Origin of the sequence: Shewanella alkalitolerans (assembly GCF_019457575.1) — a bacterium.
Lineage (GTDB): Bacteria > Pseudomonadota > Gammaproteobacteria > Enterobacterales > Shewanellaceae > Shewanella > Shewanella loihica.
Map to the genome: position 1 here is coordinate 1,035,090 of NZ_CP080422.1, position 21,783 is coordinate 1,056,872.

At 54.0% G+C, this 21,783-nt stretch carries 10 protein-coding genes; 4 read left to right on the top strand and 6 right to left on the bottom strand.

Annotated elements, in window-relative coordinates:
* Positions 1 to 19 precede the first annotated feature (19 nt).
* The 3 genes from K0J45_RS04665 to K0J45_RS04675 all read left to right on the top strand — a co-directional run bounded on the left by K0J45_RS04665 (position 20) and on the right by K0J45_RS04675 (position 5,754).
* On the top strand, positions 20 to 934 hold the full coding sequence (locus tag K0J45_RS04665) for a LysR family transcriptional regulator (RefSeq protein WP_258406820.1): 915 nt from the start codon (positions 20 to 22) through the stop codon (positions 932 to 934).
* Between the two features lie 159 nt (positions 935 to 1,093).
* Complete coding sequence (locus K0J45_RS04670; RefSeq protein WP_220044460.1) at positions 1,094 to 3,364, top strand: OmcA/MtrC family decaheme c-type cytochrome; 2,271 nt, start codon at positions 1,094 to 1,096, stop codon at positions 3,362 to 3,364.
* 278 nt (positions 3,365 to 3,642) lie between these two features.
* Positions 3,643 to 5,754, top strand: a complete 2,112-nt coding sequence (locus K0J45_RS04675) for an EAL domain-containing protein (protein ID WP_220044461.1) — start codon at positions 3,643 to 3,645, stop codon at positions 5,752 to 5,754.
* A 95-nt stretch (positions 5,755 to 5,849) separates the two neighbouring features.
* Here K0J45_RS04675 and K0J45_RS04680 read toward each other — a convergent pair whose 3' ends face one another.
* Positions 5,850 to 7,388 carry an MFS transporter gene (locus K0J45_RS04680; protein ID WP_011864725.1) on the bottom strand — a complete coding sequence of 513 codons (1,539 nt, stop codon included), beginning with the start codon at positions 7,386 to 7,388 and terminating at the stop codon, positions 5,850 to 5,852.
* Between the two features lie 300 nt (positions 7,389 to 7,688).
* The gene (locus tag K0J45_RS04685; RefSeq protein WP_220044463.1) at positions 7,689 to 10,658 is read right to left on the bottom strand and encodes an ImpA family metalloprotease; all 2,970 of its coding nucleotides are present in this window, start codon (positions 10,656 to 10,658) and stop codon (positions 7,689 to 7,691) included.
* Positions 10,659 to 11,169: 511 nt separating this feature from the next.
* Between K0J45_RS04685 and K0J45_RS04690 the strand changes: the two genes are divergently transcribed.
* On the top strand, positions 11,170 to 12,888 hold the full coding sequence (locus tag K0J45_RS04690; protein ID WP_220044464.1) for a methyl-accepting chemotaxis protein: 1,719 nt from the start codon (positions 11,170 to 11,172) through the stop codon (positions 12,886 to 12,888).
* A 114-nt stretch (positions 12,889 to 13,002) separates the two neighbouring features.
* On the opposite strand, the gene K0J45_RS04695 is transcribed toward K0J45_RS04690, so the two are convergent.
* The 4 genes from K0J45_RS04695 to K0J45_RS04710 all read right to left on the bottom strand — a co-directional run bounded on the left by K0J45_RS04695 (position 13,003) and on the right by K0J45_RS04710 (position 20,835).
* Complete coding sequence (locus K0J45_RS04695) at positions 13,003 to 15,882, bottom strand: valine--tRNA ligase (RefSeq protein ID WP_220044465.1); 2,880 nt, start codon at positions 15,880 to 15,882, stop codon at positions 13,003 to 13,005.
* 24 nt (positions 15,883 to 15,906) lie between these two features.
* Positions 15,907 to 16,368: a DNA polymerase III subunit chi gene (locus tag K0J45_RS04700; RefSeq protein WP_011864729.1), complete on the bottom strand. Its 462-nt coding sequence runs from the start codon at positions 16,366 to 16,368 to the stop codon at positions 15,907 to 15,909.
* Positions 16,369 to 17,174: 806 nt separating this feature from the next.
* Positions 17,175 to 18,950: an amidohydrolase gene (locus K0J45_RS04705; RefSeq protein ID WP_220044467.1), complete on the bottom strand. Its 1,776-nt coding sequence runs from the start codon at positions 18,948 to 18,950 to the stop codon at positions 17,175 to 17,177.
* 97 nt (positions 18,951 to 19,047) lie between these two features.
* A complete protein-coding gene (locus tag K0J45_RS04710; protein ID WP_220044468.1) occupies positions 19,048 to 20,835 on the bottom strand; it encodes an amidohydrolase in 1,788 nt (595 codons plus the stop codon).
* Between the last annotated feature and the right edge of the window lie 948 nt (positions 20,836 to 21,783).

Sequence of the window (21,783 nt, forward strand, 5' to 3'; positions counted from 1 at the left end):
ACTCGATGTGTTTTGTTTGATGGTGTTTAAAGTCATTTTTCAAACCGGACATGCCAACATAGCGGCTAAGCAACTTAATGTGTCAGCCCCTAAAATTAGCCGCTGTTTGAATATGTTACGTGCCACCTTCGACGACGAGCTCTTCTACCGTCGTCAGCTCGGGCTCAAGCCGACGCCTATGGCGGAGTTTCTCTACGAGCCCGTGTGTCAGTTCTGTGAAGCCGTCCTGAAAATAGAACAGTCTATCAGCGAAAAGAGCAGCGAGCTGGCCAGTGAACGCCTGAGAATCGCGGTTACCCCGAGTATCATGGCCAGCCTCTCCCTAGCCTTTTCCCGCAGCAATGCCAGAGACGCCTTTAGTCAGTTACAGTTTGTGATCTGGGGCGACGACTCAGCCGATCAGATCCATAACGGTGAACTGGATATGGGAGTGACGTTCGACGCCTGCAACGAGCATCCGCTGTCGGTCGAGGCGTTAGGCTGTCTGAGCGGTGTCTGTCTGGCCGCCAACGAGGAGCATGCCATCTGGTCCCAGAGCGAGCCTTTGACGCTGGAAACCATCTGTCGTCACCGCTTTCTCTGCCTGGATGGTAAGGGCTTTAATGACAAGATCGACCCCTTGGAGGTGTTCGCTCGTCAAAACGGTGCCGACATCGACAGCATAGAAAGAGTCAGTTCGCGAGACGAGTGGTACAGCCATCTGCTGACCATGAACTCTGTGGCTTTCCTGCCTTGCTCCGAGGCCGAGATCTGCGGCGCCCTGCCGGGGATCCGCGTGGTGCGCCTGTCTGACGAGGAGGTGGGGCGCCTTCACGGTGAAAGCATGTCGCCTCAATACCTGTTGCTGGAGAATCCGGCAGAGTATCGACGCTACTCGCTGGAACAGAGAGAATTAATTATCCAGCTTATCAAACAGCTACTCGTTAAATGTTAATTTCAAATTTTGAAATTTACGCTTTCAAATTTTGAAATTTCTGTTAATGAATCTTTAAATTGCAGTCACAACTTGGACTCAATTATCTAACAATTTATCGTCACTCCCTTATATTTGAGGTACTGCAATAGCAGAAAATACCTATAAAGGGATATGGCGATGAAAAAAAATAAAATTACCTTATTAGCCATGGCACTCATGTGTGCCATTGGTGTGAGCGCGTGTAGTGATGGTAAAGATGGTAAAGATGGAGCGCCAGGTGAGCCTGGCGTTCCTGGTACTCCTGGTACACCTGGTGCACCAGCGGGATCTACCGTTGATACAGTAGCCACTGCCGCAGACTTCAAACTAACTCTACAACCTGCCGACATCGTAGTAGTAGGAGCTGATGACTTCTCTATTAAGTTCACCGCGACGGGTAAAAATAGTAAAGGAGATGATGTTCCGTTTACTGGCTTAGATCAGATCGCCCTGTATGTGACCAATCAAGTGGCTAACACCACTGATAGTGGCGCACCTATGCTCTGGTCGAACAACGCCCTGGCTAATGAATTTGGCTCAAGCATGTACTGTACCCTTACTGGTAAGGCTGCAGCACGTGGCGGCGCCGAAGTCGATGCCTGTACCTTGGTAGAAGATGCTGAAAATCCTGGTACTTATACTGGTACTTGGGAGCATGATGGCAACGCACCTGTTGTAGTCGCCGATGGCGATCCTACCAGCATGTTCCGCGTCATGATCCGCACCTACAATGTGACCGACGCCAGTGGTGTATCGATTTCCGACAAACTGCTTACTACTCCGATGGATTTCATTCCTGCGACCGCTGAGATGGCTGTATCGGCTAAAGATTCAGTGTCTGATGCTGCGTGTATCCGTTGTCATAGCGAGTTGATGGGCTATGATGATGGCGACAAACGTATTGCCAACATCGGTGCTCACCATAACTATCAGAAAGTGGAAAACTGTGTCGCGTGTCATAACCCTGCTTATGCCGCCGATCAGAACGATCCAGAAAAAGGCTTTAACCCTAACTTCAACGCAATGATCCACACGATCCACTACGGTGGCCATCTTGCTGAAGAAGGGTTGCTAAAAGGTGATGCCCTTGAGTTTGCCGGCGTTCACTTCCCTGCTGAGCTAAACGAATGTACTACCTGTCATGACAATGGCAACCAGTGGAAAGAAAACGTTTACCGTGAAGCTTGTGTATCTTGTCACGTAACCGTTAACTTCGAAACCGGCGAAGGTCACTCTGACTTCCAACTGCCACAGGCTGATGATTCTCAATGTATGAACTGTCACATTGGTAATCTGAGCCCAGAAGTGGTGCATAAGGTAGGTAACAGAGCGGTTGAGCAGGAACAAGTCGTCCTTGATTTCCAAGGTGTGACAGTGACTGACAACGGCGACGGTACCAGTGCATTGACAGTAACCACTAAGGTAACAATCAATGGTGCAGCACCTGCAGATAATTCTATGCTGGATCCATATATTGCCATGGCAGGTAAACTGTTAATTGGTAATGTTGATAGCAACGGAAACCCAGTAACTGGATTAGGCATGTCAGTGAAAGGCGTGGCAATCACAGGTGGTATCTTAACTACTACTTCTGCTAATGTCCCTTCTGCTCGACTAACAGGTTCTATCTACGTGACAGGTGATATGCTGGTTTGCTCAGCTAACGGCGAAGTTATTGAATGTGATTCTGTTGCTCGACCTTCTACAGTGGCCGCGAGTTCACCTGTTAAGTACTTTAACTTGGATGACCCAGCAGTTGCTCCAATGCAAGCACGTATGAGTGACCCTGAGCGCGTAACGGTAACTGAAGCTAAGTGTAACAGCTGTCATGGTAGCCTAACCTATCCTAAGGAAGGACATCACGGTGTGAGCGAGTTTACCCAGTGTATGGACTGTCATAACAACAGAAACCCTGGTACTCACTCTACACAAGCTGTGTACAGAACTGGTGAAGTTGATGAAAGTGGTGATCCGATCACTGCACCAATCGAAGGTGCAACCTTCGCCCACAAAGATCTGATGACTGCGGCCCACCGTTTCCACACTGGTACTTACAATGGTGGTATCTACCTGGATAAGAACCTGGAAACTGTAGGTTACCCAGCCCTTGCGACAGACTGTCAAGCTTGTCACAAAGATGGTGCGACCTTCTTCGCGGCCGACGGTGGTTTGACTTCAGGTAAGCGTTCAGTTCAAGTCTCTGCTACAGAGTTCGTCTCTCCAGTGGCTGAATCTTGTCGCTCATGTCATATCAGTGCCTCTGCACTCGCTCACTTCGAGAGCAATGGTGCGTACGTTAAGGATGCCCCAGCTGGCATTGCTAACCTACCAGTCGAGTCTTGTGCAACCTGTCACGCCGAAGGTAAGACATACGGTGTTGATAAAGTTCACGCCGGTGGTGGTCACTAGACGCCAACAATAATAATTCTCGCTAATTGGGCATACCCCTGCTAAATGCCCAATGAGATAGCAGTAATCTTGGGGAACCTGATCTAGGTTCCCCTTTTTTATGCCCAGTTTTTGCAGTTATGTTTTGTATCCGTTTTGTATTCGTTTTGTGTTGGCTTTCTCAGTCGCTCGCGCTGGACAGTCTAATTTCAATATCTTGGTCTATGCGGCATCTTGGTCTATTCAGCATCTTGGACTAACTTAAATAGAGTCCATCAGCAGATCTCGGGGGCCGTAATTTGGCGGTCAAAGATACCTCTTCCAGCCTGTTCCTCATTGCGATAAAAGAGTCTTTTATTGCCCTCTTGCCCTTTATCTTCGTTAACTCGCTGTTGGCACTGATCGTCGCCTTGGTGGATGTGTGGCAGCCCAGCTGGCAGGGCAGTGCCGCCTACGCCTGGCTGAGTCAGTTTGGCCGTCTCCTGTTTAGTTTCTTTCCCTTGATGGCGCTGCTCTCGCTATCATTTCATTTTGCCAAGTATCTCCATGTCTCGGCGGTGGTGGTGGCGTCACTCTCCATCGGCAGTCAGATTGCCCTGCATATCCATGGCAGCGAGGCAATCGACCTTAGCAACGGCTTCGACTTTCTGTTTGGCGATGCCAGGGCGATTATCACGCCGATTCTGGTTGCCTACCTGCTGCAACGTCTCATGGTGATTAAGGCGCTGAACTTACTGCAAAGCACCAGCCTGAGCAGCTATCTTAAGCTGCACCTCAACCTGTTTATTCCCTTGATCCTCTGTTTCGTGCTGGTGACCACCGGCATCTACTGGGTGGGGGAGCTGCTGGACATGGTGCTGAGTCCGCTGGTGGATTCCCTTGCCGCCAGCAGCACACTGTTTCAGCTGTTTGTCAGGGTCCTGGCCACCCATGTGCTTTGGTGCTTCGGTGTCCATGGGGATATCGCCTATATGTTGGTGCTTGGGGTCGACAATGGATTGCAACAGGTCGCGCCTAATCTGACACTGTCTCAGTTTACCGATCTCTTCGTGTTGCTCGGCGGTAGCGGCGCCACTCACTCGCTGCTGATCGCCCTGTTTATCGCCTCCAAGGATAAGAACGCCGTTAATGTGGCCAAGTTGGCCTTGCCCTTCGCCCTGTTTAACATCAACGAGATCCTCATCTACGGCCTGCCAATCATCTTTAACCCCAGGTTGATGCTACCCTTCGTGTTGGTGCCTCTGTTTAATACCTTGATAGGCACCCTGCTGATCGTCAGCGGCTGGGTGAGCTTCGCCGGTAACGACTTTGCCTGGATCACCCCCATCTTTCTCAATGGCTATGTGGCGGGCGGCACCCTGGCACTGCCCCTGGTGCAGCTCTTGTTGGTGTGCGCCGGGGTCTTTATCTATCTGCCTTTCGTGCGCCGCTATAGCCTGCTGGTGGGCAATAAGGGATTCGAGCGGGACCTTATCAAGCGGGTGCAGCTGCAGCAGGATATCGAGAAGATCAGCGAACGAAACTATGCCCGTCAGCAGTCCGAGGATCTCGCCGCCAACCTAAACCTGGAGAAGACCATTAAGGCGGTGCTCAACGGTGAGTTGCTGCTCTACTACCAACCTAAGATCAGCCTGAGTGACAGGCGGGTAGTCGGCTATGAGGCGCTGCTGAGGCTGAGAAACGAGCGTGGTCAGGTGGAGGGCCCCTATTTTATTCCCGCCTTCGATCAGGCCGGATACTCAAACCTGATCGACAGCTTCGTCATCCGGCGCCTGCGGGATGACCTACAGGCCTGGGCCAAGCAGGGCTTCTACCCCAGGGTTAGCATCAACCTCAATCCCAACAGTGTCCTGAGTCAGGATGTGCAGTCTATGCTGATCGAGCTGCTTGGCGACATGGCGGACAGAGTCGATATCGAGGTGCTCGAGTCTATGTTTGTGGCGGACCTCAATGCCGTCGAGGTCAGCATGGCTCACCTGCGCCAATATGGATTCTCCTTCGTGCTCGATGACTTCGGTACGGGGTTTTCCAGCATCAGCCTGCTGAGCAAGATCACCATAGATGGGGTCAAGCTGGACAGGTCGATATTGGAAAATACCGGGCATCACAAGGGGCAGGTGCTCTATCGTCATACCTGCATGTTGTGCCGCAGCCTGGGCTTTAATCTGGTGGCCGAGGGGGTAGAGACCAAGGCCGAGGAGGCCTTCGTCGCCTCCGCCGGGGTCTCGACGGTACAGGGGTGGCTGTATGCCAAGGCGATGCCAGCCGCCGAGGCCAAGCGCTACGCCCTGCTGCAGGAGAGTTTCAGCGAGCAGACAGCTGATTCAAGGGGAGAGTCGAAGGCTGAGTTAAAGGTTGAGTTAAACACAGAGGTAAAGGCAGGGTTAAAGGCCAATTCAAAGACTGAATAAAAGATTGAATAAAAGATTGAGCCAAAGGCTGAACAAAAGACTGAGCCTGACGCCGAGCAGGCAATAAAAAGGGAGCCCTAGGCTCCCTCTCTTTATCAGGCGCGGGCGCGCTGCAATGTCAGCAACCACTTGCCGTAGATGAAGATCCCCACGGCCGAGATGGTGCCTATTGCAGCGATGATATACCAGGCCATGCCTATGTTGTGGCTGTTATAGAGCAGGGTCGTCAAGGACTGCGCCGACTCACCTGTGTAGCTCACCAGAGTTGTAAAGGCTTCACCCTGAGGAATGGCGGCGATATCGCTGGCGCTCATGCCGCGATCGAGCAGCAGCTCGCGAGAGAAGATCTCTTTCGAGGCGTACATCTCATACAGCTTAGGACCGAAGTAGCCTTCTAATCCCCAGCCTATCCCTTGTGGCAGCATCACGAAGCCCAGGTACATGGCCTTCTTACCCTTAGGGGCGATGTTACCCATAAACTCGTTCTTCTTGGGGCTGATCATCATCTCGCCGAAGGAGAACATGGCAATCGCCAGCACTATCATCCAGGCGGCGTTGGTGGCGCCGATAAGCACGAAGGCGATGATACTCAGCAGACAGCCCGCCAGCATGGCGGTGGTGATGCGGTATTTAGCGGTAAGCGCGGCAACTAGGAAGCAGCTGGTCATGATCATGCCGGCGTTGAGGTTTAGCATCCCCTCTGGCATCACCTTAGTGCCCGAGTTATCCAGGCCCAGCCAGAACTGCAAGATGCCGTTTGAGGTGCCCTCACTGCCAAACAGGCTGGTGACGATCACGCTGGTATCGACCCACTCGGCGATATGAATCGGCAAGACGTCGAACAGGGAGTTAAACAGGAACCAGAAACCGGCGAACACCAGCATGTAGTAGATCACCACAGGCTTCTTCAGCTCATGCAGGGCATCTTTCCATAGGGCTTCTTGGGTGATCTCACCGCTCTTGATCTTGCGGTTGCGCTCGATGCGCTCCTCCTTTCCCGGCTCCTTATAGGCGAGCAGGAAGAGGAAGTTGAGTGAGATGATGGCGGCGCAGGCGTAGAAGACGTTGTCCCAGGAGAGCTGGCGCATATGCACGGCCACCAGAGGACCGAGGAAGCCGCCTATGTTGACCACCTGATAGAAGATCCCCCAGGCCATAGAGGTGTTTTGCCGGCCGGTAGAGAGCACCAAGGTGCCCTGAATGCCAGGCTTGAAGATACCCGTGCCGCCTGCCAGCAGGATGGCGCCGAAGAGGAAGCCCCAGAAGTTAGGGAAGAAGGCCATCACCAGGTAGCCGGAGATCTTGATCAGTGTCGAGGCGAAGATGGTTTCCTTGTAACCGACACGATCAGAGATGCCGCCGGTAAACACAGGAATAAAGGTCTGCATCAGGGCCCACACCGAGATGATGACACCATAGTCGTGTAGGCTGATCCCCAGGCCGCCCTGAGAGACGGGCGCCTTGGCGTAGAGGCCGGCACTGGCTTTCACGCCATAGTAGGCGATACGTTCGACCAGCTCCATGCCGCCGACGATCCAGAAAATATAACTTAGGCTAGCAATGGAGGCCCACATTCCCAGCTGCTTAACTTCACGCAGATCATTATCAGCGTAAGCATCATTGGCGTCGCTCATACCCTTCCTTAATTTATCTTTTTTGTTGTGCTGCTTGGCTGCAACATCTCGTGTTGATTTGTGATAAACACTCGCTATTGGGGTGATAGCTCGTCATTTGCCAGCACACTTTACCTAAAAATGACCTTAAAGACCAAAATCATTCACAGTGGGTCACACTGGTGTGAGCAGCAGGTAAAAAAAAGGCGAGCACTCCGGCTCGCCAAAAAGGGTGTGACAACTATGGATTTAGTTCAGGGTTAGGCTTTAGTGGTGTTGTTTTTATCGTTAGCTTCTGTGGTTATGTTTCGTTTAACAAGGCTAGAGTGGCCAGGCCTGCTCGCCATCGACGGCAACCGCTTGCAGATCCAGGCCATAACAGTAATCCCCAGGCGCGTAGACATAGATGCTCTTCGGCACCGCTGGGTAGGCGAAGCTGGCGACCTGGGCCTTGGCGGCATCCGAGGTGGCCAGTCCCCACATCTGATAGAAGTCGCGATAGTCGAGCCCGGTAGAGAAGCTCATGGCGATCATCAGAAAGTCGTTGTTGCTTAGCGCCTTGGCCGATGCAAGGTCGAAACTGCCAAAGCCCAGTTGGTCGCGCTTGGCCAGCCAGCTGGCCTCGTCGGCCTGGGCGCGCTCGAATTCGCGCAGCAATATGTGTAGCCTCGCCAGCAGATGCCAGCCGTTTTGCAGCGCGCCCTGTTTCTGAGCAGCAATCATGGTCTGTAGCATGGTGGCCATGCCGCTCGACCAGCTGGTGAGCTTAGCCGCCTGCACATAGGCGAAGGGATCGGCCTGGCGCTGACTGGCCTGCAGCACATCGAACTCATCCTGAATCGACAGGCCCTGGCACTCGGGCAGCTTGCCGGTTTCCAGATAGGCGCGGGACTTAGTGTAATAGGAGTAAGGGTTGGTGGAGGCGTGCCCTTCGTGACCGTCGAATCTCAGACGTCCCCGCTCCAGGCCGTGGCCCAGCTCGTGGATGTCGCCATGGCCGGTTGGGCTGAATGACCAGGAGGCGTCGTAAGGGTTGCCCGAGCAGCCCGACCCACAGGTGGGTTGGTCGGCGTTCATATGTTTGACCATGTCGAGTTGATCCAGCTGCCAGCCCTTACTGGCGGCAAAGTTGGTTATCTCATCGACGCTGTCGATCCCCGGCCCCTTAAAGCCTGCCAGCAGGTGCGGGTAGTTGTGGACAAAGGTGCTGATAGCCTCGCTCATCTTCTGCGGCGTGTCCCATCTGGGCTCGTGGCTCATGGTCTCTTGCATCTTATTGAGCCGTGAGTGCACCTCGAAGTGCTCGGTCGCCAGCTCGGCCCAGTCGTAGTCGCCCTTGGCGAGTCCCTGGATGAAGGCCTGATCGTCCTTGTCACTGCGCCAGAAGGGGTGTAGCCCCACATGGCTAAAGGTAAATTCTACCGGCAGGTCGTTGGCGTTAAATCTTATCTGCACCGGGCCGCCATAGGGGGAGGTGAGAGTGATAGTTTCCCCCGGTTTTATCGCTATGGCTGGCGATTGCAGATACTTGGGGCGGTTATAGCCCTTGCTGGCATATTCCTGGGTAGAGCCTGAGCGTTGGGTATTGATAAACACCTTGGTCTCTACCTGGCTGTTGTCTGTGCGTTTCACGCTAAAGGTCTGTCCCGGCAGGGCGTAGACGCCTGCGGCGCGAAACGGCGCCTTGCTGCTTAGCGCGACGGTCTTATCCACCGGCGTCACATGGGAGAAGTCGGTGCGGCTGAAGTTACCCAGATCTGCAGGTACAGGATTGATGCGGCGGCTGTTGTATACGCTGCTGTCGGCAAAGAGCGCCTTAAGGTAGCTCATCGGCGCCGTGGTGCTGACATCCATGGGGTAGTCAATCTCGCTGCGGTAACGATCGCCAAGCAAGATCAGGTACTTGTATAGCTGATACTCTGGGCTGTCGAAGATGGCCGTCTTCTCCGTGTCCAGGCGGTTGATGCTGCTGCGAACATGCGCCAGGGCGCTGCGGTACTCCTCGCTAAATTGGCTGTCGCAGGTGTCCGCGCAGTTGGCCAGGTTAAAGCTTGGCTTTTCGCTCTTTAGCAGTTCAAGCCAGAGGGCTTCCTGGCTCAGCGCCGGATTAGCCGCCTGCATGGCGAGATAGTCGCTCCAATCCGCCTTATCTGGGCTGAAGTAGTTGCCGGGGCCGCCCGGGCCCTGCATGGCAAAGCCCATGGCCCCCAGCACGGTTTGGGTTAGCGGCACGCTGTTCCAGGCGTGCATGTGCAGATAGAGCAGCGGGATCTTGGCCTGCTGTAGCGCATCGAGTCTTGCCGCCACCTCGGTTTCATCGAACGCCTCGATGGAACCTGTGATCACCAGCTCGGCCTCGCCCAGGCAGCTTGCCAGCTCACTGGCAACATCACAGCGGCTCACCTGCCAGTTGGGGTAGTGACTGGTGAGCCAGTCGGTCACTCGGCTCTTACTCCAGTCGCTGATGAGGAACAGGCGCACCTGCTTGGTCGCCGCCAGGTTTGCTTGCGCCTCACCCGTCAGCCAGGAGAGTAGACGCATCATGCTAGGCTCGAAGCCCAAGTTGTTGCCGCCCTGCATGCTAGAGATGATATCTGTGCCGAAGGCGGCGTTGCGCTGACCACTTAGGTCGCTCGCTGCGGCAAACAGGCGCCCCTGATTGCCCCTAACCAGCTCGAAACTCTGATTGAGGGGGAAGCCCTTACTGGCTAGCGGCATCTGGATCATCTGCGAGTGTTGACCCGAATCGTAGCTGACCCTGTCTGCCTGATAGATGGTGTTTAAGAAGCTCTTCTGGGCGCCGCGATAGTCTTGAATGAGCTTGAGGCCGCGGGCGATCACCTTAGGCTCAAGGCCCTCGATGAGACTGGCATCGCCGCTCTGGCTGGCGGCGCTTATCTTGTCCTTGAGCTTGAGGGTGAGGCTATCCTCACTGCTTAGGCCGGCAGCGTCCGTGACCTTGAGGGAGAGGGCAATATCTTCATCTTGCAGCAGGTCACTGGCATCCAGGGTGAGGGTGTCGCTGCTTAGGCCGCCGAGTTTGACGCTCGGCCCACTGGTCTGCTGCCACTGGTAGCTGGCCGTGCCCGGATTAAACAGGGTGACGCTCGCCTTGAGGGAGAGGGTTTCATGATTCCAGGTTTGTTGATCCGGGCCGAGCTCGACACTCGGGGCCTGGGCCAAGGGGGGCGTGACTGCGCCGCCGTTACCCGCATCCGTGTTGCTATCCTCTGAACCGCCGCAGGCCGTCAGCCCTAGGGCTATTGCGACGGGGAGTATCCATGGTTTCATTGTTACACCTCATTTTCAATTTGCGACATTCTGATAGCAAACGTCGCCGAAATCAAATGAAAATGAAAAATTATTCAATAAAAACAATGGTTAAGTCGATATTTTGACGTCTGCAATTTTTTGACGCCAAGGTGAAAAAAGCGCAAGCAAGGCGAACGCGATACCAACCGAGTAGCTAAAGCTATACCCGTTTCCCGCCATCGTTTTCTGTTTATACCCTGCTGCATAAGTGGGGCGAAAGTCAGACGTAAGTGTGCAGATTGGCCAAAAAGATGGGGCAAATGTGATCTACCACTAATTAGGTAAAGGTATCTGCTGGCACTCTGCGGCAATAAGGGTTATTAGTTTAAGTATTATTAAGTTAACTATCTTTGCCTGATTCATCCGGCGTAAGTCTGGGGTTCAATTTTGGGTGGCCTAAATCAGGCCTGTGAATTTAGGTGCCATGGCTTTAGCAGTCGTGATGCCGCCTGGCCTAGGTGCAATGAATTGGCAATAAAAGGAAGCGATTATGTCTGAACACAAACGCCAGGAGGCACAAGAGATGACGGCAGCGTCCACCCAGGGAGCAGGCTTGATGGAGCGGATCAAATCGGTAAGATTTCAATTAAAACTCAATATCTTCTTAATCATCTTCGCCTTCATCTTCCTCGGCTATAAGGGGATCACCGGCATGTTGGATGCGGGATATGCCATAGGGGATCTCTACGGTCAGGGGATGCAGCACAGCATCCGGGCCGGCAAGGTGCTCAACGAGCTAGAGAAGGCCCGCAGCGGATTGCTGCTCGGCTTTCAGCATGATCCCGCCAATGCCTTTGCCGACATGCACAATCACCCCCTGAGCTTCCACATCGATGCCAGCCGCGCCTCGATTAAGACGCTGCACGACATCATAGATAATCAGATCTTGGCGTCGGATCTTGCCGATGATGAGCGCGCCGAGGTCAATCGCCTGGTGTCGCTTTTGGACAAGGTGACTCAGGAGGGCTTTAATCCCGCCATCCAGGCCTTGAGTCAGGGGGAATACAAACGCTCCAATCAGTTGCTGCTCGAGAAGATCAACCCCCTGTTTAAGGATATCACCGACCAGGCCCAGGCCTTCCTGGATATGCAGATCGCCGAGGCTAAGACTAGCTATCAGGCCTCACAGGAGACCGTCTCCCTCTACATCTGGCTGGTGGCCATCTTCTCTGGTGTCGCCATGCTTGCCATCAGTGTCAGTTCGGTATTTATCATTCGCCGGGTGAGCCTGTCTGTGGTGCAGCTGGAAGAGACGGCGGTGGATATCGCCGCCGGCGATCTCACCAAGCGTATTCGCCTCGGCGGCCACGATGAATTTGCCCATATCGCCGAGCATGTGAATCGCATCGCAAGCGATTTCCAGCAGGCGGTGACCAACACCCACGCCTCGACCTCACGCCTGGCCAGCGCGGCGGAAGAGAATGCCGTGGTATCGACTCAGACCCAGCGCAACGTGCTGGATCAACAGCAGCAGACCCAGCTGATCGCCACCGCCATCCATGAGTTTACCGCCACTGTGCGTGAGGTGGCCCAGAGCGCTGCCTCGGCCGCTACCGCCTCCCAGGATGCCAACGGCGCCGCCCACGGTGCCCAGGGCGTGGTGGATGAGAGTATCGCCGTGATTGAGGCGCTGGCGCAGGAGCTGAGCCGAGCCAGCGAGGCGATGACACTACTAGCCCAGCATTCCAATGAGATAGGCACTGTGGTGGATGTCATTCAGGCGATCTCCGAGCAGACCAACCTGCTGGCGCTCAACGCGGCCATCGAAGCGGCGCGGGCGGGCGAGCAGGGCAGGGGCTTTGCGGTGGTGGCCGACGAGGTGCGCTCATTGGCGAAACGCACTCAGGACTCCACCGAGGAGATCCAGAAGATGATCCAGCGCCTGCAACAGGGGGCGCGGGACTCGATGCAGATGATGCAGAGCGGTACAGAGCAGGTGAAACTCAGCGTGGATAAGTCGCTTATGGTGCGCGATGCCCTGCAGCAGATCTTAAACAGCATAGAGGAGATCAACGCCCTCAACGCCCAGATAGCCACCGCCTCGGAGGAGCAGAGCTCGGTCACCGAGGAGATTAACATCAATATCACCAACATCAGCGAGATCTCGGATCAGACCGCCGAGGGCGCGAGACAAAGCAGCGATGCCACCGAAGATCTGGCCAGGCTGGCAGAATCCATGGAGGCGGATATCGCCCACTATAAGGTGTAGCTGAGGTAACTATTTGGCTGAGGTAGGTGTTTGAGGCGTTAAACTGCCTGGAAGAAAATCGCGGGTAAGAAAAAAGGCAGTCAATTGACTGCCTTTTTAGTGCCTTAAGCCGGATTAGCCTTCCAGCTTAGCCAGCTCGGCTTTCTGCTCGCCTAGCTTGTCCATATCGCGCTGGAACTCGGCCAGCTTGGCGCGCTCCTTCTCGATAACCGCTTCCGGCGCCTTGGCCACGAAGCCCTGGTTATTGAGCTTGCCTTCGATACGCTTGGCTTCACCAATCAGTTTCTCAAGTTGCTTATCGATACGGGCCATCTCGGCGGCCACATCGATAAGGCCTGCCATAGGGATCAACAGCTCCATCTCGCCAACCAACTGAGTGGTCGACATAGGCGCGGTTTCACCGTCGGCCAGAATCGTCATAGATTCCAGCTTGGCTAGGGTGGCGAAGAAGGTCTGGTTAGCTTCGACGCGAGCCTTGTCTTGTGCGCTGACGCTGCGTAGCAGGGCATTTAGCGGCTTGCTTGGGGCGATATTCAGCTCGGCGCGGATGTTACGCACGGCAACGATCACCTGCTTGACCCACTCAAGATCCGCCATGGCGGCTTCATCTACCTTGTCCGCCTGATATACAGGGAACTCGGCTAGCATCAGGGTGTCACCCTCGACGCCTGCCAGCGGCTTAACGCGCTGCCAGATGGTCTCTGTCAGGTATGGCATCATAGGATGCAGCAGACGTTGCATGGCTTCCAGTACTGTCACTAGGGTGTGACGGGTACCGCGCTGCTCGGCCTCGGTGCCGTTTTGCAGTACCGGCTTGGTCAGCTCCAGGTACCAGTCACAGAACTGGTTCCAGGTGAACTCGTATAGGGTGTTGGCCGCCAGGTCGAAACGGTAGTTTTCCATGTGCTCATCGAAAGCCTTAACCGTCTGGTTAAACAGGCCGACGATCCAGCGATCCGCCAGTGACAGCTGCATCTCGCCGTCAGCTTTTCCGTTTGGCGATTGCGGGCCACAATCTTGCTCTTCTGTGTTCATCAACACATAGCGCGATGCGTTCCAGATCTTGTTACAGAAGCTGCGGTAACCGTCCAGACGCTTCATGTCCCAGTTGATGTCACGGCCGGTAGAGGCCATGGCTGCCAGGGTGAAACGCAGGGCGTCGGTGCCGTGGGCTTCGATGCCGTCGGCAAACTCTTTACGTGTGCTCTTCTCGATCTTAGCGGCCAGCTGAGGCTGCATCATGTTGCCGGTGCGCTTCTCGACTAGGGCTTCGAGATCGATACCGTCGATCATATCCAGCGGATCCAGTACGTTACCCTTAGACTTGGACATCTTGTTGCCCTGCTCGTCACGGATAAGACCAGTCACATAAACTGTCTTGAACGGCACCTGCGGCTTGCCGTCTTCGTCTTTGATGAAGTGCATGGTCATCATGATCATGCGCGCCACCCAGAAGAAGATGATGTCGAAACCTGTCACCAACACATCGGTCGGGTGGAAGGTCTTGAGCGCCTCGGTATCGTCTGGCCAGCCTAGGGTTGAGAAGGTCCACAGCGCCGAGCTGAACCAGGTATCCAGTACGTCTGGGTCTTGGCGCAGCACGACAGCGTCGTCTAGGTTATGCTTGGCGCGCACTTCGGCCTCGTCGCGGCCCACATACACCTTACCGGCCTCGTCGTACCAGGCTGGGATACGGTGACCCCACCACAGCTGACGCGAGATACACCAGTCTTGAATGTCGCGCATCCAAGAGAAGTACATGTTCTCATATTGCTGCGGCACAAACTTGATGTCGCCATTCTCAACCGCTTCGATGGCGGTCTTGGCCATAGGGGCCACGGCCACATACCATTGGTCTGTCAGCAGGGGCTCGATCACTACGCCAGAGCGGTCGCCGTAAGGCACCTTGAGGGCGTGTGGGTCAATCTTGCCAAGCAGGCCGAGTGACTCGAACTCTTCGACGATGGCGGTACGGGCCTTGAAACGGTCCATGCCGGCGAAGCGCTCTGGCAGGCTACCGTCTAGCGCGTCGTTGGCGGTGCCATCTGAGTTAACCACCTCTGCTTGGCTGCGGATGGCCGCGTCTATGGTCAGAATGTTGAACATGGGCAGGTTGTGACGCTTACCTACCTCATAGTCGTTGAAGTCGTGCGCCGGGGTGATCTTCACACAGCCGGTACCGAACTCCATGTCCACATAGTCGTCGGCGACGATAGGGATACGACGGTTAACGATTGGCAGCAGGATGAACTTGCCGATCAGCGACTGATAGCGCTCATCGTCTGGGTGCACCGCAACCGCGCTGTCGCCCAGCATGGTTTCTGGACGCGTGGTAGCCACTTCAAGATAGTCTTTACCGTCGGCGGTCAGTGCGCCGTCGGCCAGCGGGTAGCGGAAGTGCCACATGCTGCCCTGCTTCTCTTTGTTCTCGACTTCGAGATCTGAGATAGCTGTGTGTAGCTTAGGATCCCAGTTAACCAGGCGCTTACCACGGTAGATGAGGTCGTCGTTGTACAGGCGCACAAACACCTCTTGTACCGCGGCAGACATGCCTTCGTCCATGGTGAAACGCTCGCGATCCCAATCGACCGAGGCACCTAGGCGGCGCAGCTGCTTGGTGATGGTGCCACCAGATTGGTTTTTCCAGTCCCAGATACGGTCGATAAAGGTCTCACGGCCCAGGTCGTGACGGCTCTTGCCCTCTTCGGCCTCAACCTTGCGCTCCACCAACATCTGGGTGGCGATACCCGCGTGGTCGGTACCTACCTGCCACAGGGTGTTCTTGCCCTTCATGCGTTGGTAACGGATCAGGGTATCCATGATGGTGTCTTGGAAGGCATGACCCATGTGCAGGCTACCGGTCACGTTTGGCGGCGGGATCATGATGCAGTAATTGCCGTTCGACTCATCGCCGTGGGGCTTAAAGTATCCTTTCTCTTCCCAGTTCTGGTACAGAGCCTGTTCGATTGACTGTGGGTTGTATGTCTTTTCCATAGGAGCGTGTGCTTCTCAAACTAATTAATTTGGTTGTTGGGTCGTCAGGGGGATCCCTAACTCGCGATACTGGCGATAACGATCGCGCGCGGTCGCTTTCATGGCAGCATCGTTGGCAACGAAGTCGATAATCTGGCCAAAGTTTACCGCAAATTGCGGCGCTTGGTCTGCAAGATTAATCAGAAGGTGACGATTTTTATTTGGGCCCAATTTATCGAAGCCTATCTCCACCGGCGCGCCACCCGTCGGCCCTTCGCCCTTGAGGTTATGGGGCACAAATGCGCTGGGTTCAAATTGCCATAAAATTTCGTCAACTTCATAGGCCTGCTGCTGGTCGTTGCAGTGGATATACACCAGCTGTTGACCACGATACGCCTGCTCGGCGAGTCGGCAGGCGAAAAGATAGACACTCTCTTGCTCCGCCTTGGCAACATTAGTTGCGGCAGAACTGGCTTGTGGCATCAAGTAAAACAAGGCGTTAGGCATTATTTGGCTCTATGTCGCTCGTGTCTGGCTAGGCGTTGACGAAAGAGAGGATTTTACACTAAAAGTGAGTTGTTAAACCAGAGGGGGAGGGGATTTGTCGAATAACAAATTGGGTAATATTTTTGTTGCTTGCAGCGTTTGGCTGCATTGGCATTTATTGGGTTTGTTTGAAGGTCGAACCTTCATGGCAACCTATCACCTGCGGTGGGCTCATGTGTAGGCAACTCTTTTGGCGCGGTTAGAGAATGAGTTACTTCATTTTGTTGGTTAAGCATCTACCCGATTCAGGTACTTGGATGGGCGGTTTTGAACCATAGCCTCATGGTTTATCAATCGCCTGTCCGGCGGGGAACCTGCTACGTCATGTAGATTCTACTTTTTCAGTTGAGCGTTTACCTGATTTAGGTATTTGTATGGTGAGTTTTAAACCATAGCCTGATGGTTAATCAATTGCTTGGCAGCAGGCCTTTCGTGCAAACATTCTTTTGGCACGCAGCAAGTCCATCCATGGATGCTCTGCGAAATCATCCATGATTTCGAAGGCCAAAAGCATGTTTACACCAAGTTATCTATCTCTTCGATTTGACCTTGTGAGAAGGTCTAGCCGTAAAATCATTATGGGAATTGGTATTTGTCAGAATGTTTACTCTGACCCCACTAATTCTAGACCTTGCCGCCGGTGAACACATAGTCCGCTGGCTCGGCCGCAATAGAGACGTTTGTGGAGAGCGCGGTCAGCGCGGTAATAAATTATCGTTTAACAGTACTCATGTCGTTCACTCTTTAACTCTCGAAACACCTTGATATCAGTCTTGCCAACTGTATTTGATTTTGGGATCCGCCAACGGGCCGGTCGCGGCTATGGAAGGCTCGGCATAGGTGATCTTGCCGTCCATCATGGTCAACAACACTGTGGTGTTGGGGATGTCTTCAACATCAATCTTGTACAGGTTGTCAGAAAGCACAATCATGTCAGCCTTTTTGCCTTTCGTAATCGATCCCACCTCATCGAACTTGCCGAACATTATCGCGCCATTCGCGGTGGCGGCGCGCAGGGCTTCATCGATCGTCAGCACCTGGTCAACCGGTGGCAGCGGCTTTTCTTTCTTCGCTACCGTGCCGATCAGTGGCGGTGCAAGCTGGCGTGTCATCAGCATGTAGATATTGTTAAACGGGTTGAGCCCCATCAGACCGCCCTCGGTTGCCGGGTAATCGGTTCCCTGTGCGATCACTGCGCCAGAATCTTGCCAGGCGCGAACCGGAAATTGCTCCGTGTTGTTGCGTTCTTCACCCAACGAAGGGACGTACTGGGGTTTGTAGAACATCCAGATTCCTGACGTCTGGGCAATGACGTTGGCCTTGGCCCAGCGCTGCCGATCTTGCGGTCGGACCCACCAGGAATGGGTAGTGCTGAGTATTGACTTATTATTTCCTTTAGCCCGGATTTCTTCGTAAATATCGAGCATGGTGCCGTTGCATCGATCACCGACACAATGCACGGTTACGTTGAAACCCATGTCGGCTGCCTTGATTGCCGCTTTACGTGTGAACTCGGTGCCGACATTCATTGCACCGCTGGTTTTTTTGTCCAGGTAAGGCTCATACATGTATGCCTTGTAATTCTCGGTCACGCCATCGCCGATGATCTTCAGCGTATCGAGCCAGACGTGCTCGGACTTGTAACGCTGCGAAAACTCCTTGATGCTGGCAAGGACCTTGTTCCCCAGTTTCTGGGTGTTGAACATGTAGGCAAGGCTTACGCGTATCGGTAGCTTGCCTTCCTTATCCATGTCGATGAGCGCTTGGTAGCCGGCCTCGGTGTTGAGCGGGAATCCCATATCGATTGCGCCGGTGTAACCCAGGCTGGTTAGGATCTCGAGCATTTTAGGCAGCGCGGCGACCAGGGTTTCGGGTTCCACGGCCTTCGCGCCAATGATGACGGGGATATGCGCTGGCGAGCCCTGGACAATCCCGGTCAATTCACCGCTCTTGTCCTTCGCGTACGTTCCACCGGGTACATCTTTTGTATCTTTAGTAATGCCGGCAAGTTCCAGCGCCTTGCTGTTAACCCAGGCATTGTGATTGGTTTCATCTAGTAGCACGACCCCGCGATCCGGCGCGGCCTTGTCGAGGACCTGCCGGGTGGCCTTGCCACTTGTCAGCAGCGTCGCCGCCACCCCAGTGCCGAAGATTGTCGACTTGCCAGGATGTGTTTTCGCATACTCGGCGACTTTGCGGGCAACATCATCGGCGTTGTCCTGCTGGGTAGAGATCACCCCCGAGATTGCCGCAGCCGAGACCAGCAGGTGGAGATGGGTTTCGATGAAACCCGGAACCATCAGGTGTCCGTGCGCGTTGATTACTCTGGTTTCTTTGCCGATGAAAGCTTTGGCACCTGCATTATCGCCGACATAGGTAATCTTGTTATCGGCGATGGCTACGGCTTGCGCCTGTGGATTAGCCTTATCCATCGTCCGGATGTCGGCGTTGGTGAAGACGATATCCGCCGGCTCGGCGGCAATAGACATGTTTGTGGTAAGCGCGACCAGCGAGGCCATAAATAAATATTTAAAAATTCTCATGTTGTTTCCTCTCTCTGTCTCTATCTAATAAATTCAAGAACAATTCGAGTGCTTTCTGTTCCCGCTTCACAGCCCATCCTGGTGCCGAATGACTTAATTACTGCGTCGCGCCCATAGCGTCGTACACCACCTTGCCGTTCATGATGGTGAACAGGACCTTAGTTTTGTCGATTTCGTGCGGATCGATATCGAACAGATTTTGATCCAGCACGACCATGTCGGCCATCTTGCCAACCTCCAGAGATCCTATCTTGTCGTTCATACCTCTGCCCGTTGCGGCGCCCAGAGTCAGCGCGTAGATCGCCATCTCTAAGGGAACTCGTGCATCATCACCGCCAAGGGGCGGAATATCGTCGCGTCCTGGCAACTGACGGGTGACCGCTGTGCGGATGGAAAGAAGGGGGCGATATTCGGAAAGGTATCCGGATGCAGGCCAGTCGGAGCCCATGGAGATGTTTCCCCCTGCTTCCCTTATTTGCTTCATCGGAAACATGGTCTGGACACGATCTGCGCCAAAACGTTCAGTGGTAATACTTTGAAGCAGCGGATCTAGACTCATCCAAAAACCTGTCGTGTCGTAGGTCACGCTAAGCGGGCCAAAGCGCGGAATGTCGTCTGGATGCACTAACACGGCATGGGAGACTGTGTGGTGGCGTTCTCTTGCCGGGTTGGCCTTAATTGCCCCTTCGACCGCGTCGAGCAGCTTACGTACGGCAAGATCGCCAAAGCAATGGCAGGTGACATTGAGCCCCTTGGCATCGGCCTCCTGTACCACCTTGTTGAGGATGTTGTAGGGGATAATAGGTTCGGCCTTGATGTCCGGCTTGTCGGCGTAGGGGGCTGTTAGGAGCGCACTCCATTTCTCGTCGCCGCCGTCGAGGTTGATCTTGAGCGTATCGACTTTAACCAGCTCTGAATTGTACTTCTGTTTTAGCTCGAGCAGTGGGGGGGTAGGATCGCTCTTGGGATCGTTCCAATAAAAGGAGCCTTGTAAGCGAATAGGAAGCGCCCCTTCTTTCTCGCGCTGCTGTAACCAGTCGAAGGCTTCCTCGTTGCTTACACCTTGCACGCCATAGTCAAAAATCGTGGTGATGCCTGCTGCCGAGAACCTTGGCAGCCAATCATTAACGCCTTCCAGAACGGTATCAGCGTCGAATGTTCTGAGCTTGGATAGTACCTGCAGCTGCGCGGGTACTTCGATGATGAAGCCCGTTGGATCACCATTCGAATCCCTATCGAAGGAGGAATAGCCGGGAACCGTGTCGGGTGTGTTCTTGTTTACGCCAGCAATCTTGAGTGCCTTGGAATTCACAAAGGCACTGTGGCCGTCGACTGTCCAAAGATAGATAGGACGCTTGGATTCTATCTTGTCGAACATAGCCTTGGTTGGTAAACCATCCGCGAACGTGCTGAGGCGCACCCCATATCCCTCAATAACCTTGAGATCCGGATTGGCCTTCACATGCTGGCGCAGTTTTTCAAACACCTCATCCTTGTTGTCGGTTTGCAGGTCGACCCTCTGGGCGACAATTCCACCGGCAACTACGTGAAAATGCCCTTCGACGAAGCCGGGGACCACCATCTTACCCTCAAGGTCCACGACCTCGGTTGTGATACCGATATGATTCTTGAGGCCTGCCGCATCGCCGACATAGGTGATCTTGTTGTCCTCGACCACAATCGCCGAGGCCCAGGGCTGGTCTGGGTTCACCGTGTAGATCTTGCCATTAATCAACGCCCAGTCCGAATGCGGGTAGTTTCGGTTCGATATACCCGAATCGTATGCCAATCCGTTTTCTGGTGCGGGGGCCGTCTGGGCGACTGCGCCGCCGACGTATACCAGCACAGAAGTCATTAACAGAATAAGCGAGCGGAAAGGATTCATAGTGCAATTTTCCAGCTTGTCGTTATGCCAAGCGCCCGGGAATCAATAGGAAAGGCGCGATGCGGTCTATATAGAATAGGTTATTTTTATTTTAGCGTTGGAAATCATCACTTAACCGTGGCTGCTCAATCTCTGTTTTCGTGCAAAAACTGCTTACTAGGAGGCGGCAGAGCACGACAAGCCTCTCTGCGTAAAAGATGGTTGGATCTGCATTAGTGTGTTACTGGATTACGACTTACTGACTGGTAATTAACCCATTAGTGGTATAAGTCGGCTAGTGTTTCATGTCCATATTCACACTAATGCCGTCAGCTCGAAGAGACGGTAGATACGGGTGTAAGCACGCTTTTGGCTCTCGGCGGCATGGCCAAAAATGTTCCCTACATTTTTTGGCATTCGCTACATCCATGTAGGTCTGTGCCGCCGTGGAGCGTATAGGGACATGCTCCGACAATGCCCCTGTTTAACTGCCAGTTCGGCATCCATACCTCTCGTTCGTAAGCTCGAAGCTTTGCTTCACTCACTGTGCCCAAAAGAGTGCTTGGTTTCTTCTATCAAAAACCATTGAAGCCAAATCGAAGAGACGTTGGATACCGGGTGTAGATACGCCGGTAAGCTTCGAAAGCAGGGCCGAAAATGTTCCCGACATTTTTCGGCATTCCCTACATCCGTGGAGGTCAGATGATTTCGCAGAGCCTACACGGACGTATTCACGGCGCGTCACTGGAGTATCTGCACAACCCCCGCCGGGCAGGCGTTAGGTAACAATGAAGGTACGACCTTCAAATCTCCCGCCAATATCAATGCGGCCAAATGCTCCGATCCAATCGACAAATTAGACGCTAAATCGAAGAGACGTTAGATACTGAGTGTAGATGCATCTGCGGACGTCGATGGCAGGGATGCCATCGTCGAGCCTCCATGGATGGATTTACGGCATGTAGCAGA